The sequence below is a fragment of the Leclercia barmai genome (genome assembly GCF_049312895.1).
Taxonomy (GTDB): Bacteria; Pseudomonadota; Gammaproteobacteria; order Enterobacterales; family Enterobacteriaceae; genus Enterobacter; species Enterobacter barmai.
The window spans coordinates 427434-444093 of record NZ_JBMNWZ010000003.1 but is presented as its reverse complement, the minus strand read 5'-3'; the positions used below and the strand labels follow the sequence as shown (position 1 = coordinate 444093).

Below are 16660 nucleotides of genomic sequence, written 5' to 3'. Positions count from 1 at the left end.
GCTATGCAGTAAAAGAAACGGCTCCCGATGGGAGCCGTTGATGTTTCTGGCTTAGGCCGATACGTTCTCTTCGGCGTCCGGCAGTTTCGGTACCAGCACCGTCGGCTTGTTGTCGATGCGGGTCACCAGCAGCTGGTCGATGCGGTAGTTGTCGATATCCACCACCTCGAACTTGTAGCCCGAGAACTTCACCGAGTCGGTGCGTTTCGGGATCTTACGCAGCATGAACATCATAAAGCCGCCAATGGTCTCGTAGTTGCCCGACTGCGGGAACTCGTCGATATCCAGCACGCGCATGACGTCGTCGATAGGCGTGCCGCCGTCCACCAGCCATGAATTCTCATCGCGCGCCACAATCTGCTCTTCCAGACCCTGGCCCACCAGATCGCCCATCAGGGTGGTCATCACGTCATTCAGGGTGATGATACCCACCACCAGCGCGTATTCGTTCATGATCACCGCGAAGTCTTCCCCGGCGGTTTTGAAACTTTCCAGCGCTTCGGAGAGCGTCAGGGTGTCCGGGACAATCAGCGTATTGCGGATCTGCACGCCGCTGTTCAGCGCCAGGCTCTGGTTTGCCAGCACGCGGTTGAGCAGGTCTTTGGAGTCGACATAGCCGATGATGTGGTCGATATCTTCATTACACACCAGGAACTTGGAGTGCGGATGTTCCGCCACCTTGGTCTTCAGGCTCTGCTCGTCTTCGTGCAGATCGAACCAGATCACGTTCTCACGTCCGGTCATGGATGACGGCACGGTACGGGATTCCAGCTCAAACACGTTCTCGATCAGCTCATGCTCCTGCTTACGCAGCACCCCCGCCAGCGCACCGGCTTCGAATACCGCGTAAACGTCATCAGAGGTGATGTCATCTTTACGCACCATCGGCAGCTTAAACAGGCGGAAAATGGTATTGGCCAGGCCGTTAAAGAACCACACCAGCGGGCGGAACACGAACAGACAGAAGCGCATCGGGTTGATGATGCGCAAAGCCACGGCTTCGGGCGCAATCATACCGATGCGTTTCGGGGTCAGGTCGGCAAACAGAATGAACAGGCCCGTCACCAGCGAGAAGGAGAGAATGAAGCTCAACTGCTCGGAAAGCTCCGGAGAGAAGTACTTTGAGAAAAGGGCGTGGAATACCGGCGAGAAAGCAGCATCACCGACAATACCGCCAAGAATGGCGACCGCGTTGAGGCCGATCTGCACCACGGTAAAGAACATCCCCGGGTTTTCCTGCATTTTCAGGACGCGTTGGGCATTCAGGTCGCCATCGTCGGCGAGCAGTTTAAGTTTGATTTTACGGGATGCGGCCAGCGAGATTTCTGAAATTGAGAAAAATGCACTGACGGCAATGAGACAAAGTATTACTAAAATACTGTTTAACATATCTTATCCAGCTTATCGCCGGATCCTCGGAGGGAAGTTGGTCATACAGGTGTGTAGAGATTTTGAACACCGGTCCGAAGCAGTAGGCCGGTTATTTCAGCGGCTAGTATAGCGTAAATGTCTGTAAACCCGCCAGAGATCACTTTTTGAGCCGGTTTTGCTCGTAAACGGGCAAAACCGGCTTACTGTTATGCCAGTTGAGGCGGCAGGCAAACGCCGATGCCGCCGATACCGCAGTAGCCGTACGGATTTTTATGCAGATACTGCTGGTGGTCGTCTTCCGCGTAGTAGAACGGCAGCGCGCTGGCGATCTCAGTGGTCACAGGGCGATCGTCACCGGAAGCATGCATCGCCTGCTGGAAACGCGCCAGGCTGTCGCGGGCGGCGGCATCCTGCTCTGGCGTGAGCGGATAGATCGCCGAGCGGTACTGGGTACCGTGGTCGTTGCCCTGACGCATACCCTGCGCCGGGTCGTGGTTTTCCCAGAACACCTGCAGCAGCTGTTCGTAGCTGACGACGTTCGGGTCATACACCACGCGTACCGCCTCGGCGTGACCGGTCTGGCCGGAGCAGACTTCACGGTAGGTCGGGTTCGGGGTATAACCGCCGGTGTAGCCGGCCGCGGTGCTGTAGACGCCCGGCAGCTGCCAGAACAGGCGCTCGACGCCCCAGAAGCAGCCCATCGCGAACAGGGCGACCGCCATACCGTCCGGAACGTTGGTCATGGAGTGTCCGTTAACCGCGTGCAGGGTGGCGACTGGCATAGGGGTGTTACGTCCCGGTAATGCATCCGCCTGAGCAACAAGGTGTTTTTTATCAAATAAACTCACGGTGTGGCCTCCGGGTAGGTGATGTTTGGGTTAAGGTTGTCACGACGCGTTTAATTGAACACAATAAATGCGGTGAATGAGTCTAGATTTAAACATAAGAAATATTAGGTTGTTTAACCATTTTTCAACCCGTCTATTGGGTTTTGGGCTTAATGCCGTGATTTGCTGCGGAGCGGCACTTCATATGCTTCCAGGGGTGGAAACAAGGATATTCAGGAGAAAACGTGCCAAAAATCCGCCAGTTATGTTTAGTCAGTGTCTTGCTGACAAGCGGAGTCGCCAGCGCGGCGAATGTTCGTTTGCAGGTTGAGGGGCTATCCGGGGCGCTGGAAAAAAACGTACGCGCACAGCTCTCCACGATCCAGAGCGACGAAGTGACGCCAGACCGTCGCTTTCGCGCGCGCGTGGACGACGCCATCCGCGGCGGTTTAAAAGCGCTCGGCTACTACGAACCGACCATCGACTTCGAACTGCGTCCACCTCCGGCCAAAGGGCGGCAGGTGCTGATTGCCCGCGTCAAGCCGGGCGTACCGGTACTGATTGGCGGCACGGACGTGGTGCTGCGCGGCGGCGCGCGCACGGACCATGACTATCTGGATCTGCTGAACACGCGGCCAAAAAACGGCACCGTGCTCAACCACAGCGACTATGACGGCTTCAAAAAAGATCTGACTAAGGTCGCGCTGCGCAAAGGCTACTTCGACAGCCAGTTCAATAAAAGCCAGCTCGGCATCGCCCTCGACAGGCATCAGGCGTTCTGGGATATCGACTACGACAGCGGGGAACGCTACCGCTTTGGCGACGTCACCTTCGAAGGCTCGCAGATCCGCGACGAGTACCTGCAAAGCCTGATCCCCTTTAAAGAGGGGGATTACTATGAATCAAAAGATCTGGCGGAGCTGAACCGCCGTCTGTCAGCCACCGGCTGGTTTAATTCGGTGGTCGTGGCGCCGGAGTTTGATAAATCGCGGCAGACAAAAGTGCTGCCGCTGCACGGCGTGGTTTCGCCGCGCACCGAGAACACCATCGAGACCGGGGTGGGCTACTCCACCGACGTCGGCCCGCGCGTAAAAGCGTCGTGGAAAAAACCGTGGATGAACTCCTACGGCCACAGCCTGACCAGCAACCTCAGCCTTTCCGCGCCGGAACAGCAGCTCGATTTCAGCTATAAAATGCCGCTGCTGAAAAACCCGCTTGAGCAATATTACCTGGTGCAGGGCGGCTTTAAGCGTACCGATCTTAACGATACCGAAGCGGACTCCACGACCCTCGCCGTGTCGCGCTACTGGGATCTCTCCAGCGGCTGGCAGCGCGCCATCAACCTGCGCTGGAGTCTCGACCACTTTACCCAGGCCAACGTCACCAACACCACCATGCTGCTCTATCCCGGGGTGATGATCAGCCGGACCCGCTCCCGCGGCGGGCTGATGCCGGACTGGGGCGACTCCCAGCGCTATTCGATAGACTACTCCAATACCGCCTGGGGCTCGGATGTGGACTTCTCCGTAGTACAGGCGCAGAACGTCTGGATCCGCACCTTCTATGACCGCCATCGCTTTGTGGTGCGCGGCAACCTCGGCTGGATCGAAACCGGCGATTTTGAAAAAGTGCCGCCGGATCTGCGCTTCTTCGCCGGGGGCGATCGCAGCATTCGTGGTTATAAATACAAATCCATCGCGCCAAAAGATGACGACGGCAAGCTGATCGGGGCCTCGAAGCTGGCCACCGGCTCGCTGGAGTATCAGTACAACGTCACCGGAAAATGGTGGGGCGCGACCTTTATCGACAGCGGAGAGGCGGTGAGCGATATCCGCCGCAGCGACTTTAAAACCGGCGCCGGCGTCGGGGTGCGCTGGGAATCACCGGTCGGGCCGATCAAGCTCGATTTCGCCGTGCCGGTGGGCGACAAAGAGGAACACGGTTTGCAGTTCTACATCGGTCTGGGGCCTGAATTATGAGTTTATGGAAGAAAATCAGCCTCGGCGTACTTGTGTTTATCCTGCTGCTGCTGGCTGCGGTGGCTTATCTGGTGGGGACCACCAGCGGCCTGCATCTGCTGTTTAAGGCGGCAGATCGCTGGGTGCCGGGGCTGGAGATCGGCCAGGTCACCGGCGGCTGGCGCGACCTGCATCTGAAAAACGTCCGCTACGACCAGCCGGGCGTGGCGGTGAATGCCGGGGATCTGCATCTGGCGGTGAAGCTCGGCTGCCTGCGCGACAGCAGCCTGTGCATTAACGATCTGTCGTTAAAAGATGTCTTCGTGACGATAGATTCGAAAAAAATGCCGCAGTCCGAACCGGTCGCCGAAGAGGAGAGCGGCCCGCTGGATCTCTCCACGCCGTACCCGATTGCGCTCTACCGGGTGGCGCTGAATAACGTCAACGTCAAAATCGACGACACCACCGTATCGGTGATGGATTTCACCTCCGGCCTGCGCTGGCAGGAGAAAAACCTGACCTTAACCCCGACCAACCTGCAGGGGCTGCTGATTGCCCTGCCGAAAGTGGCGGAAGTGGCGCAGGAGGAGATCGTCGAGCCAAAAATTCAGAACCCGCAGCCGGAAGAGAAACCGCTCGGCGAAACCCTGAAAGATCTCTTCTCTAAACCGGTCCTGCCGGAGATGACCGACGTCCATCTGCCGCTGAACCTCAATATCGAAGAGTTTAAAGGCGAGCAGCTGCGCCTGACCGGTGACACCGATCTGACGGTTTTCAACATGCTGCTGAAAGTGAGCAGCATCGACGGCAACATGAAGCTCGACGCGCTGGATATCGACACCAACCAGGGCAGCGTCAACGCCACCGGCAATGCACTTCTGAAGGATAACTGGCCGGTCGATATCACTCTCAACAGCACCCTGAACATCGACCCGATTAAAGGCGAGAAGGTGAAGCTGAAGGTTGGCGGCGCCCTGCGCGACCAGCTGGAGTTTGGCGTTAACCTCTCCGGCCCGGTAGACGTTGTGCTGCGCGGCCAGACCCGGCTGGCGGAGGCGGGCCTGCCGCTCAACCTGGAGGTGGTCAGCGAGCAGCTGTACTGGCCGTTTACCGGCGAGAAGCAGTACCAGGCCGATGACGTGAAGCTGAAGCTCACCGGCAAGATGACCGACTACACCCTGTCGTTCCGCACGTCGGTGAAAGGGGAGGGGCTGCCGCCTGCGGGCATTACCCTGGATGCGAAAGGCAACGAGCAGCAGATTAACCTCGATAAGCTGACGGTCGCGGCGCTGGAGGGTAAAACCGAGCTGACGGCGCTGCTCGACTGGCAGAAAGCGATCAGCTGGCGCGGCGAGCTGAAGCTCACCGGGATCAACACCGCCAAAGAGGTGCCGGACTGGCCTTCGAAGCTCGACGGCCTGATTAAGACGCGCGGCAGTCTGTACGGCGGCAGCTGGCAGATGGAGGTGCCGGAGCTGAAAATCACCGGCAACGTCAAGCAGAACAAGGTGGATGTGAACGGCTCGCTGAGGGGCAACAGCTACCTGCAGTGGGTGATCCCGGGCCTACACGTCGCGCTTGGTCGCAACACCGCCGACATCAAGGGCGAGCTGGGGGTGAAAGATCTCGATCTCGATGCCACCATCGACGCGCCGAATCTTGATAACGCCCTGCCTGGGCTGGGCGGCACCGCGAAAGGACTGGTTAAGGTGCGCGGTACGGTCGAAGCGCCACAGCTGTTGGCGGATATCACCGCCAACAGCCTGCGCTGGCAGGAGCTCACCATCGCCCGCGTGCGGGTGGACGGCGACGTGAAATCCACCGACCAGATCGCCGGGCATTTGAACCTGCGGGTGGATCGGATTTCCCAGCCGGGCGTTAACCTTGACCAGGTGACGCTGGAGGCCAAAGGCAGCGAGAAACAGCACGACCTGCAGCTGCGCATTCAGGGTGAACCGGTCTCCGGCCAGCTGCATCTGGCGGGCAGTTTTGATCGCAAAGAGACGCGCTGGAAAGGGACTCTGGATAACACCCGCTTCGCCACTCCGGTGGGGCCGTGGTCGTTAACCCGGTCGATTGCCCTGGATTACCGCAACGCGGAGCAGAAAATCAGCATCGGGCCACACTGCTGGACCAACCCGAATGCCGAGCTGTGCGTGCCTCAGACCATTGACGCGGGCGCAGAAGGACGGGCGGTGGTTAACCTTAACCGCTTCGATCTGGCGATGCTCAAGCCGTTTATGCCGGACACCACCCAGGCGAGCGGCGTCTTCAGCGGCAAGGCGGATGTGTCCTGGGATGCCACCAAACCGGGGCTGCCGGAGGGTAACGTCACGCTCGCCGGGCGTAACGTGAAGGTGACCCAGGTGGTGAACGATGCGCCGCTGCCGCTGGCGTTCGACACCCTGAATCTCACCGCCGATCTGCATAACAACCGCGCCGAGCTGAGCTGGCTGATCCGTCTTGCCAATAACGGCCAGCTGGACGGCCAGATCCAGGTGACCGATCCGCAGGGACGGCGCAATCTGGGCGGCAACGTTAATATCCGCAATCTCAACCTGGCGATGGCCAACGCCATCTTCTCCCGCGGTGAGAAGGCGGCAGGCATGCTGAATGCCAACTTACGTCTGGCGGGCAGCGCGCAAAGCCCGCAGCTGTTTGGTCAGATGCAGCTGAACGGGGTGGATATCGACGGCAACTTTATGCCGTTCGATATGCTGCCGAGCCAGCTGGCGATGAACTTCAACGGCATGAGCTCGACCCTGGCGGGCACCGTACGTACCCAGCAGGGGCAGATCAACCTCAGCGGCGATGCGGACTGGAGCCAGCTTGATAACTGGCGCGCGCGCGTCGCGGCCAAAGGCAGTAAGGTGCGTATCACCGTGCCGCCGATGGTGCGTTTAGACGTCTCGCCGGACGTGGTCTTTGAGGCCACGCCGCAGCTGTTCACCCTCGATGGCCGCGTTGATGTGCCCTGGGCGCGTATCGTGGTGCATGAGCTGCCGGAAAGTGCGGTGGGCGTCTCCAGCGATGAGGTGATGCTCAACAACAACCTGCAGCCGGAGGAGCCGCAGAGCGCCTCTATCCCGATCAACAGCAACCTGATTGTGCACGTGGGCAACAATGTCCGTCTGGATGCGTTTGGGCTGAAGGCAAGGCTGACCGGCGATCTGAAAGTCGCGCAGGATAAGCAGGGTCTGGGCCTGAACGGGCAGATCAACATCCCGGAAGGGCGCTTCCACGCCTACGGCCAGGATTTGATTGTGCGTAAAGGCGAGCTGCTGTTCTCCGGTCCGCCGGACCAGCCGCTGCTGAATATCGAAGCGATCCGTAATCCGGAGGCCACCGAAAATGACGTGATCGCCGGGGTGCGCGTGACCGGCACCGCGGACGAACCGAAAGCGGAAATTTTCTCCGACCCGGCAATGTCCCAGCAGGAAGCGCTCTCATACCTGCTGCGCGGGCAGGGGCTGGACAGCAATCAGAGCGACAGCGCGGCGATGACCTCAATGTTAGTCGGCCTGGGGGTTGCACAAAGTGGTCAGGTTGTGGGTAAAATCGGCGAGACCTTTGGCGTAAGCAACCTGGCGCTGGACACCCAGGGGGTCGGTGACTCCTCTCAGGTGGTGGTCAGCGGTTATGTACTGCCAGGTCTGCAGGTGAAATATGGTGTGGGGATCTTTGACTCGCTGGCGACGCTCACGTTACGCTATCGCCTGATGCCTAAGCTATATCTGGAAGCGGTGTCTGGCGTAGACCAGGCACTCGATTTGCTCTATCAGTTTGAGTTTTAGCAATGCGAATATTTGTCTACGGCAGTTTAAGAACGAAGCAGGGCAATAGCCACTGGATGACCAACGCCCAGTTGCTGGGTGATTACAGTATCGAAAACTACCAGCTGTACAGCCTGGGCCACTATCCAGGCGCCGTTCCGGGGGAAGGAGCAGTACAGGGTGAGGTTTATCGTATTGATAATGCCACGCTGGCCGAACTTGATGCCTTGCGCACCAAAGGCGGGGAATACGCTCGCCGTTTGATCCAGACGCCCTACGGCAGTGCATGGATGTACGTGTACCAACGTTCGGTGGAAGGTTTAACGCTGATTGAAAGCGGTAACTGGTTAGACAGAGACCAGTACTGATACGAATAACGCCACCTCCGGGTGGCGTTGTTTTTTGCGCGTTACCTCGTATTTTGCCCTGCAAGTTTTGGCTTTCTCTCATTTTTCTTTGCCGCGCTTTCCTGAATCACTCTGCAGATAAATTTTGTGCTGGCCTGCAAATCTGCACTGGCGTAAAACAGTCATCGCACCTTTGTGAGTTATACTTTGTATAATTCAGGAGGAGCTGTGATGCGTATTACAATCAAAAAATGGGGCAACAGTGCGGGTGTGGTCATTCCCGGCGTTGTCATGCAGGAACTCAATATGCAGGTGGGCCAAAGTATGGATGCTCAGGTGGTAGACAATCAACTGGTGCTGACGCCGGTAAGTAAAGGTTATTCTCTGGAGGCGTTGCTTGCGCAATGCGATATGACTGCGCCAGAGATCGGGGAAGAAGCGCTGTGGGGCAAGTCAGACCCGACAGGCAATGAAGTATGGTAAAGGCCCGTGGTTTTGAGCGGGGCGATATCGTCCGGTTCAGGTTTTCACCTTCATCGGGCCATGAGCAGCAAGGCGAAGGCCGTCCGGCGCTGGTGCTTTCCGTCAGCGCATTCAATCAGTTCGGCATGGTGCTCATCGCGCCCATTACCCAGGGCGGGAATTTTGCCCGCTACGCTGGGTTTTGCGTGCCCGTCAGCTGTGAAGAGGGAGACGTGCAGGGCGTCATTCTGGTCAATCGGATCCGCATGATGGACCTGAAGGCCCGGCAGGCCATAAAGATTGCGGTTGCGACGGATGACGTCGTGCAGGATGCGCTTATGCGCCTGCAGGCAATCGTTGATTAATGGTTGGTAGGCCGGGTAAGGCGCAGCCGCACCCGGCAACCGACGGGCACAAAAAAGCCCCGGCTCGCGGGGCTTTATTAGCAGCAGTAAGAATTACTTCTTAGCGCGCTCGAAGGAGGCAATGATTTCGGCTTTCGCCGCTTCTGCATTGTCCCAGCCTTCCACTTTCACCCATTTGCCTTTCTCGAGATCTTTATAGTGCTCGAAGAAGTGGGCGATCTGCGCTTTCAGCAGCTCTGGCAGGTCGTTCACATCTTTGATGTGATCGTACTCTTTGCTCAGCTTGGTGTGCGGTACCGCAACCAGTTTCGCATCTTCACCGGCTTCGTCGGTCATTTTCAGCACGCCAACTGGACGGCAGCGAATGACGGAGCCCGGCTGCAGTGGGTACGGCGTTGGGACCAGAACGTCTACCGGGTCACCGTCCAGAGACAGGGTGTGGTTGATGTAACCGTAGTTGCACGGATAGAACATCGCGGTAGACATGAAACGGTCAACGAACAGTGCGCCGGTGTCTTTGTCGATTTCGTATTTGATAGGATCAGCGTTCGCCGGGATTTCGATAACTACGTAGATGTCTTCCGGCAGTTCTTTACCCGCTGGGACGTTGAGTAAGCTCATGTCTGTGTCCTTTAAAATGATTGGTAATCAAGTGGCGAGTATTATAGCCAACTGGCGCGGAATGTCTCCGCCTGTTTTCGCCATTCCCTTCACCTGAAGGCCACTATCAGCCCATTCTCATGACAAGATAATCCATAAACTCAGCCGCTTTTTTCATGGGTGAGTGAAAGCGATTACAAACTTGTGATTAACGTTTTATTCACTTTTCCGAAGTGTGATGTAACACACTCCGTTACATCTCGCATTGTCTATAGTTTGGTCGCAGAACATCTTTTACCCAACAATAAACTACCCTACGAGGACGCACTTATGTGGAAGCGCTTACTTCTTGTCACAGCAGTTTCGGCAGCCATGTCGTCTATGGCGATGGCCGCCCCTTTAACCGTAGGATTTGCGCAGGTCGGCTCCGAGTCCGGCTGGCGCGCCGCTGAGACCAACGTCGCGAAGAGCGAGGCCGAAAAGCGCGGTATCACGCTGAAAATCGCCGATGGTCAGCAAAAACAGGAAAACCAGATCAAAGCGGTACGCTCTTTTATCGCCCAGGGCGTTGACGCCATCTTCATTGCCCCGGTTGTGGCGACAGGCTGGGAACCCGTTCTGAAAGAAGCGAAAGATGCGGAAATTCCGGTCTTCCTGCTCGATCGTTCCATCGATGTAAAAGACAAATCTCTCTATATGACCACCGTCACCGCCGACAACGTGCTGGAAGGCAAATTGATCGGTGAGTGGCTGGTGAAACAGGTGGATGGCAAGCCGTGTAACGTGGTTGAGCTGCAGGGCACCGTCGGCGCCAGCGTGGCTATCGACCGTAAGAAAGGCTTTGCCGACGCCATCTCCAAAGCGTCAAACATCAAAATCATCCGCTCCCAGTCCGGCGACTTTACCCGCAGTAAAGGTAAAGAGGTTATGGAAAGCTTTATCAAAGCTGAGAACAACGGCAAGAACATCTGCATGGTTTACGCCCATAACGACGACATGGTGATCGGTGCCATCCAGGCCATTAAAGAAGCGGGCCTGAAGCCGGGTACCGACATCCTGACCGGCTCCATCGACGGCGTTCCGGATATCTATAAAGCGATGATCGACAAAGAGGCCAACGCCAGCGTTGAGCTGACGCCAAACATGGCAGGCCCGGCCTTCGACGCGCTGGAGAAATTCAAGAAAGACGGCACCATGCCGGAGAAAGTCACCATCACCAAATCCACGCTCTATCTGCCTGATACCGCTAAAGAAGAGTTAGAGAAAAAGAAAAATATGGGCTACTGATCCCTTGCCCCTCACCCCGCCCTCTCCCCAGAGGGGAGAGGAAGAAAGGCAGGGCGGAGCTGGAAATTAACAATTGGCACGATCAATCCCCTCTCCCCTCCGGGGAGAGGGTTAGGGTGAGGGGGAAATCATGACCACCAACCAACACCAGGAAATCCTCCGCACAGAAGGATTGAGCAAGTACTTTCCCGGCGTAAAAGCGCTGGATAGCGTCGATTTCAGTCTGCGCCGTGGCGAGATCATGGCCCTGTTGGGAGAGAACGGCGCCGGGAAATCGACCCTGATTAAAGCCCTGACCGGCGTATATCACGCCGATCGCGGCACTATCTGGCTGGAAGGGAACGCTATATCGCCAAGAAATACCGCCCATGCCCAGCAGCTGGGGATCGGGACGGTCTACCAGGAAGTGAACCTGCTGCCGAACATGTCGGTGGCGGACAACCTGTTTATCGGCCGCGAGCCGCGACGTTTTGGCTTTTTGCGCCGCAAAGAGATGGAAGCCCGCGCCACCAGGCTGATGGAGTCTTACGGCTTCTCCCTCGACGTGCGCGAGCCGCTGAACCGTTTTTCGGTGGCGATGCAGCAGATCGTCGCCATCTGCCGCGCCATCGATCTCTCCGCCAAAGTGCTGATCCTCGATGAACCCACCGCCAGCCTGGATACCCAGGAGGTGGAGATGCTCTTCACCCTGATGCGCCAGCTGCGCGACCAGGGGGTGAGCCTGATTTTCGTTACTCACTTCCTCGATCAGGTGTATGAGGTGAGCGACCGCATTACCGTCCTGCGTAACGGCAGTTTTGTCGGCTGCCGCGAAACCCGCGAGCTGCCGCAGATAGAGCTGGTCAAAATGATGCTCGGCCGCGAGCTGGAGACCAACGCCCTGCAACGGGCGGGCCGCACGCTGCTCAGCGAGAAACCTATTGCGGCGTTCAAGGATTACGGCAGGAAGGGCACCATCGCGCCCTTTGACCTTGAGGTGCGTCCGGGCGAGATTGTCGGTCTGGCGGGTCTGTTAGGCTCAGGCCGGACCGAAACGGCGGAGGTGATCTTCGGGATCAAACCTGCCGACAGCGGCACGGCGATGATCAAAGGCAAACCCCAGGCGCTGCGCTCTCCGCATCAGGCCTCCAGCCTTGGGATCGGCTTCTGCCCGGAAGACCGTAAAACCGACGGTATTATTGCCGCTGCCTCGGTGCGCGAGAACATCATTCTGGCCCTGCAGGCCCAGCGCGGCTGGCTGCGGCCCATTCCGCGTAAAGAGCAAAACGCCATTGCCGAGCGCTTTATTCGCCAGCTCGGTATTCGTACCCCGAGCGCGGAGCAGCCCATTGAGTTCCTCTCCGGCGGTAACCAGCAGAAGGTGCTGCTGTCGCGCTGGCTGCTGACCAAACCGCAGTTCCTGATCCTTGACGAGCCGACCCGTGGTATCGACGTGGGGGCGCACGCGGAAATTATCCGCCTGATCGAAACCCTCTGCGCCGACGGTCTGGCGCTGCTGGTCATCTCCTCGGAGCTGGAGGAGCTGGTGGGGTATGCCGATCGGGTGATCATCATGCGCGACCGTCAACAGGTGGCCGAGATCCCGCTGGACGCGCTCTCCGTTCCGGCCATCATGAACGCCATTGCGGCATAAGGAGTAGATCGTGATGCCACGTTCACTTTCTCAAACCGGCGAGCCGAAGCGCCGCTTCAGCTGGCCCACCGGCACGCCGCAAATCATTGCCCTGGTGCTGGTATTGCTGGTGGATAGCCTCGTTTCGCCGCATTTTTATCAGATTATCCTCCAGGATGGCCGCCTGTTCGGCAGTCCGATTGATATCTTAAACCGCGCCGCACCGGTGGCTCTGCTGGCAATCGGCATGACGCTGGTGATTGCCACCGGCGGTATCGACCTGTCGGTGGGGGCGGTGATGGCCATTGCGGGCGCGACGGCGGCGTCGATGACCGTGGCCGGACACAGCCTGCCGGTGGTGCTGCTGGTAACCCTCGGTACCGGGGTGCTGGCGGGACTATGGAACGGCATCCTGGTGGCGATCCTCAAGATACAGCCCTTCGTTGCGACCCTGATTTTGATGGTCGCCGGACGCGGGGTGGCGCAGCTGATCACCTCCGGGCAGATCGTCACCTTTAACGCCCCTAATCTGGCGTGGATCGGCAGCGGCTCGCTGCTGTTCTTCCCGACGCCGGTGATTATCGTGGTGGTCACCCTGATCGCCTTCTGGCTCTTTACCCGCAAAACCGCCCTCGGGATGTTTATCGAAGCGGTGGGGATCAACATTCGCGCCGCGAAAAACGCCGGGGTCAGCACCCGCCTGATGGTGATGCTGACCTACGTCTTAAGCGGGGTGTGCGCCGCCATTGCCGGGGTGATTGTCGCGGCCGATATTCGCGGGGCGGATGCCAACAACGCTGGTCTGTGGCTGGAGCTGGACGCGATCCTCGCGGTGGTGATTGGCGGCGGCTCGCTGATGGGCGGACGCTTCAACCTGCTGCTGTCGGTGGTGGGGGCGCTGATTATCCAGGGGATGAACACCGGCATTCTGCTGTCTGGCTTCCCGCCGGAACTCAACCAGGTGGTGAAAGCGGTGGTGGTGCTCTGCGTGCTCATCGTGCAGTCGCCGCGCTTTATCAGTCTCATTAAGGGGATGCGTGGTCATGATAAAACGTAATTTACCGCTCATGATAACCCTGGGCGTGTTTGTGCTGGGGTATCTCTACTGTCTGACGCAGTTCCCCGGCTTTGCCTCGACGCGGGTGATCTGCAACATCCTGACCGACAACGCCTTTCTGGGGATCATCGCCGTCGGCATGACCTTCGTGATCCTCTCCGGCGGGATCGACCTCTCCGTCGGGTCGGTCATCGCCTTTACCGGCGTCTTTCTGGCAAAAGCGATTGGTTACTGGGGGATCTCCCCGCTGCTGGCCTTCCCGCTGGTGCTGGCGATGGGCTGCGCCTTTGGCGCCTTTATGGGGCTGCTGATCGACGCCCTGAAAATTCCGGCATTCATTATCACCCTCGCCGGGATGTTCTTCCTGCGCGGCGTCAGCTATCTGGTGTCGGAGGAGTCGATCCCGATTAACCATCCGGTGTACGACACCCTCTCCAGCCTGGCGTGGAAAATCCCCGGCGGCGGCCGTCTGAGTATTCTCGGTCTGGTGATGCTGGGCGTGGTGGTGATCGGTATTTTCCTCGCTCACCGCACCCGTTTCGGCAACGAAGTATATGCCATTGGCGGCAGCGCCACCTCGGCTAATCTGATGGGGATCTCCACCCGCAGCACCACTATTCGGATCTACATGCTCTCTACCGGGCTGGCGACGCTGGCGGGGATTGTCTTCTCTATCTATACCCAGGCGGGCTACGCCCTGGCAGGGGTTGGCGTGGAGCTGGACGCAATTGCCTCGGTGGTGATTGGCGGCACGCTGCTCAGCGGCGGGGTCGGCACGGTGCTGGGCACGCTGTTCGGGGTGGCGATCCAGGGGCTGATCCAGACCTATATCAACTTCGACGGCACGCTCAGCTCGTGGTGGACCAAGATTGCGATTGGCATTCTGCTGTTCATCTTTATCGCCCTGCAGCGCGGCCTGACCGTACTCTGGGAGAATCGCCAAAGCTCGCCTGTCACCCGGGTGAGCATCACCACCAGTAAGGGGTAACTCCCTGAATTTGCGTAAAGTCTAAATCTTTTCCGGTAGCGGCCGATAACCCTTAATTCTGTCCAGATTTATCTCGCTACCGGAAATTACATCATGCTTAAAACGCTATCGATTCGTACCGGCTTGCTTTCGTTACTGGCCGTCATGACCCTCCTGCTGCTGCTCGTCAGCGGTATTGGCATTTATGCCCTCACGCAGAGTTCTTCCTCCCTGCAGCGCATTAATCACCTTCAGGGTGAACAGCTGGTGCAGCTCAATTCGGGCTACACCCTGATTTTGCGCGCACGCAACGAGGCGGGGCAGGCCGTCCGCATGATGGAGGTGGGCCTGCTGGATGACGCCGCCAAATCGGTGAAGAACATCAATGACGAAATCAAACAGGCGCAAGCCACGCTGAAAAGCGTGATCGATGGCGGCGTGAACGATCCCGAAGGGGAGCAGCTGCTGAAGAAGGTGGCGGAGAGCCTGGCGGCATACAACGCCCAGGGGATTGTGCCGATGCAGAACGCCCTGAATGCGCAGAATGCGGATGACTATTACGATCTGCTGGAGAACCGTCTGGTGCCGGTGGCGCGTCAGTTTGACAACGACATGCAGGCCTTCCAGATCTGGAGCGACGCCCGGGGCAAAGCCGAAGTCGCTGCGGTGCAGGCGAGTAAAAATCGGGTGATGATGCTGATTATCGTCGCCGCGCTGCTGACCGCTGGCATTATCGTGCTGGCCTGGCTGGCGCTGCGCCATATGCTGCTCAAGCCACTCTCCACCTCTATCGCCCAGCTTGAACACGTGGCCGCCGGGGATCTGACCCACGCCCTGACCCGCCCCGCCAGCCAGGAGTTTAACCGCCTCAATGCAGCCATCGAGGAGATGCGCCAGTCGCTGATGGGCTCGGTCCTGCGGGTGCGCGACGCCAGCTCGCAAATCGATACCGGCAGCCGGGAGCTGACCGCAGGCAACATGCACCTCGCCCAGCGGACCGAATCCACCGCCACTTCCCTTGAGCAGACCGCCGCCAGCATGGAAGAGCTCACCGCCACGGTGAAACAGAACGCCCACAACGCCGAGCAGGCGCATCAGGTGGCGAAGACGATGTCCGATACCGCCGACCGCGGCAGTGAAATGGTGTGCTACGTGATTGAGAAGATGCGCGACATCTCCGGCAGCGCCGACCGCATCGCCGACATTCTCAGCGTCATTGACGGCATTGCTTTCCAGACCAATATCCTGGCGCTGAACGCCTCGGTCGAGGCCGCCCGCGCGGGTGAGCAGGGGCGCGGTTTTGCGGTCGTCGCCGGGGAAGTACGTATCCTCGCCAGCCGCAGCGCCGATGCGGCAAAAGAGATCCGCACCCTGATCAGCGATTCACAGGCACACGTCAGCGAAGGCAGCGAGCTGGCCCAGCAGGCGGGTGAAACGATGGACGAGATCGCGACCGAGGTGATGCGTATGACTCGCCTGATGCGTGAGATCGCCAACGCGTCGCACGAGCAGAGTCGCGGTATTGAGCAGGTGAATATCGCTGTCAATCAGATGGATGAAACCGCGCAGCAAAACGCGGCGCTGGTCCAGCAATCCTCCGCCGCGACGCGCTCGCTGGAAGAGCAATCCCGCGAGCTCATCGAGGCGATGTCATCGTTTAAGCTGTCGTTACAGCAGGCGTAGCCTTATCACGTTCCGGCGCCGCTGGCGTCGGGACGCTCTCCGCGTTCTCCGGGGTGCTGGCGATATGATCGTGAATTGAAGCCAGCAGCTTTTCCATCTCGGCGGTCAGCTTCAGCGCGTGTGGCGTTGGCTCCAGGAACAGCCCCTTGCGGGTAAACAGCGGCTCATTAAACAGCATACCAAAGCGTTTCAGCGCCAGGCTCACGGCGGGCCTGGACATATCAAGACGTAAAGAGGCTTTGGCCATGCTCCCGCATCTGACGACTTCAATAAATACCGGAATAAGATTGAGATCGATTCCAGTGGATGAGCGAGAGTAGTTTTTCATTTCTGCTGATTCCCGTTGAACAC

At 58.5% G+C, this 16660-nt stretch carries 14 protein-coding genes; 10 read left to right on the top strand and 4 right to left on the bottom strand.

Annotation, left to right across the window (positions count from 1 at the left end; all coding sequences use genetic code 11):
• Positions 1-51: 51 nt before the first annotated feature.
• Positions 52-1389, bottom strand: coding sequence for a polyamine export protein PaeA (paeA, locus tag ACOYA6_RS14740; protein WP_039028475.1), 1338 nt, complete (start codon positions 1387-1389; stop codon positions 52-54).
• A gap of 188 nt (positions 1390-1577) precedes the next feature.
• Positions 1578-2219 carry a peptide-methionine (S)-S-oxide reductase MsrA gene (msrA, locus tag ACOYA6_RS14735; protein ID WP_039028476.1) on the bottom strand — a complete coding sequence of 214 codons (642 nt, stop codon included), beginning with the start codon at positions 2217-2219 and terminating at the stop codon, positions 1578-1580.
• A gap of 224 nt (positions 2220-2443) precedes the next feature.
• Between msrA and tamA the strand changes: the two genes are divergently transcribed.
• The 5 genes from tamA to ACOYA6_RS14710 all read left to right on the top strand — a co-directional run bounded on the left by tamA (position 2444) and on the right by ACOYA6_RS14710 (position 9103).
• The gene (gene tamA, locus ACOYA6_RS14730) at positions 2444-4177 is read left to right on the top strand and encodes an autotransporter assembly complex protein TamA (RefSeq protein ID WP_138370102.1); all 1734 of its coding nucleotides are present in this window, start codon (positions 2444-2446) and stop codon (positions 4175-4177) included.
• Positions 4174-7950, top strand: a complete 3777-nt coding sequence (gene tamB / locus ACOYA6_RS14725; RefSeq protein ID WP_422654919.1) for an autotransporter assembly complex protein TamB — start codon at positions 4174-4176, stop codon at positions 7948-7950. The genes tamA and tamB overlap by 4 nt, the downstream gene beginning before the upstream one ends.
• A 2-nt stretch (positions 7951-7952) precedes the next feature.
• Positions 7953-8297: a gamma-glutamylcyclotransferase family protein gene (locus ACOYA6_RS14720; RefSeq protein WP_039028479.1), complete on the top strand. Its 345-nt coding sequence runs from the start codon at positions 7953-7955 to the stop codon at positions 8295-8297.
• A 210-nt stretch (positions 8298-8507) separates the two neighbouring features.
• Positions 8508-8759 carry an AbrB/MazE/SpoVT family DNA-binding domain-containing protein gene (locus ACOYA6_RS14715; protein ID WP_139564059.1) on the top strand — a complete coding sequence of 84 codons (252 nt, stop codon included), beginning with the start codon at positions 8508-8510 and terminating at the stop codon, positions 8757-8759.
• Positions 8753-9103 (top strand): type II toxin-antitoxin system ChpB family toxin, encoded by a 351-nt coding sequence (locus ACOYA6_RS14710; RefSeq protein WP_422654918.1) that lies wholly within the window; start codon positions 8753-8755, stop codon positions 9101-9103. Before ACOYA6_RS14715 ends, ACOYA6_RS14710 begins: the two co-directional genes overlap by 7 nt.
• Before the next feature lie 93 nt (positions 9104-9196).
• Here the strand turns inward: ACOYA6_RS14710 and ppa are convergent, their stop codons facing one another.
• On the bottom strand, positions 9197-9724 hold the full coding sequence (ppa, locus tag ACOYA6_RS14705) for an inorganic diphosphatase (RefSeq protein ID WP_032616230.1): 528 nt from the start codon (positions 9722-9724) through the stop codon (positions 9197-9199).
• A 309-nt stretch (positions 9725-10033) separates the two neighbouring features.
• Between ppa and ytfQ the strand changes: the two genes are divergently transcribed.
• The 5 genes from ytfQ to ACOYA6_RS14680 all read left to right on the top strand — a co-directional run bounded on the left by ytfQ (position 10034) and on the right by ACOYA6_RS14680 (position 16309).
• Entirely contained in the window at positions 10034-10990 is a 957-nt protein-coding gene (gene ytfQ / locus ACOYA6_RS14700) for a galactofuranose ABC transporter substrate-binding protein YtfQ (RefSeq protein WP_032616231.1), read from the top strand.
• A 130-nt stretch (positions 10991-11120) separates the two neighbouring features.
• Positions 11121-12623: a galactofuranose ABC transporter, ATP-binding protein YtfR gene (gene ytfR / locus ACOYA6_RS14695; RefSeq protein WP_422654917.1), complete on the top strand. Its 1503-nt coding sequence runs from the start codon at positions 11121-11123 to the stop codon at positions 12621-12623.
• A gap of 10 nt (positions 12624-12633) precedes the next feature.
• Complete coding sequence (ytfT, locus tag ACOYA6_RS14690; protein WP_138370105.1) at positions 12634-13659, top strand: galactofuranose ABC transporter, ATP-binding protein YtfT; 1026 nt, start codon at positions 12634-12636, stop codon at positions 13657-13659.
• Positions 13646-14647: a galactofuranose ABC transporter, permease protein YjfF gene (yjfF, locus tag ACOYA6_RS14685; protein ID WP_039030620.1), complete on the top strand. Its 1002-nt coding sequence runs from the start codon at positions 13646-13648 to the stop codon at positions 14645-14647. Before ytfT ends, yjfF begins: the two co-directional genes overlap by 14 nt.
• Before the next feature lie 93 nt (positions 14648-14740).
• The gene (locus ACOYA6_RS14680) at positions 14741-16309 is read left to right on the top strand and encodes a methyl-accepting chemotaxis protein (protein WP_422654916.1); all 1569 of its coding nucleotides are present in this window, start codon (positions 14741-14743) and stop codon (positions 16307-16309) included.
• Here ACOYA6_RS14680 and ACOYA6_RS14675 read toward each other — a convergent pair.
• Complete coding sequence (locus ACOYA6_RS14675; RefSeq protein WP_039030618.1) at positions 16284-16637, bottom strand: LysR family transcriptional regulator; 354 nt, start codon at positions 16635-16637, stop codon at positions 16284-16286. The genes ACOYA6_RS14680 and ACOYA6_RS14675 overlap by 26 nt on opposite strands.
• Between the last annotated feature and the right edge of the window lie 23 nt (positions 16638-16660).

What these genes read in the sequence shown, in the direction of transcription:
- paeA (WP_039028475.1), bottom strand. Translation starts at nt 1,389, where the DNA reads ATGTTAAACAGTATTTTAGTAATACTTTGTCTCATTGCCGTCAGTGCA.
- tamB (WP_422654919.1), top strand. Translation starts at nt 4,174, where the DNA reads ATGAGTTTATGGAAGAAAATCAGCCTCGGCGTACTTGTGTTTATCCTG.
- ACOYA6_RS14720 (WP_039028479.1), top strand. Translation starts at nt 7,953, where the DNA reads ATGCGAATATTTGTCTACGGCAGTTTAAGAACGAAGCAGGGCAATAGC.
- ACOYA6_RS14715 (WP_139564059.1), top strand. Translation starts at nt 8,508, where the DNA reads ATGCGTATTACAATCAAAAAATGGGGCAACAGTGCGGGTGTGGTCATT.
- ACOYA6_RS14710 (WP_422654918.1), top strand. Translation starts at nt 8,753, where the DNA reads ATGGTAAAGGCCCGTGGTTTTGAGCGGGGCGATATCGTCCGGTTCAGG.
- ppa (WP_032616230.1), bottom strand. Translation starts at nt 9,724, where the DNA reads ATGAGCTTACTCAACGTCCCAGCGGGTAAAGAACTGCCGGAAGACATC.
- ytfQ (WP_032616231.1), top strand. Translation starts at nt 10,034, where the DNA reads ATGTGGAAGCGCTTACTTCTTGTCACAGCAGTTTCGGCAGCCATGTCG.
- ytfR (WP_422654917.1), top strand. Translation starts at nt 11,121, where the DNA reads ATGACCACCAACCAACACCAGGAAATCCTCCGCACAGAAGGATTGAGC.
- yjfF (WP_039030620.1), top strand. Translation starts at nt 13,646, where the DNA reads ATGATAAAACGTAATTTACCGCTCATGATAACCCTGGGCGTGTTTGTG.
- ACOYA6_RS14680 (WP_422654916.1), top strand. Translation starts at nt 14,741, where the DNA reads ATGCTTAAAACGCTATCGATTCGTACCGGCTTGCTTTCGTTACTGGCC.
- ACOYA6_RS14675 (WP_039030618.1), bottom strand. Translation starts at nt 16,637, where the DNA reads ATGAAAAACTACTCTCGCTCATCCACTGGAATCGATCTCAATCTTATT.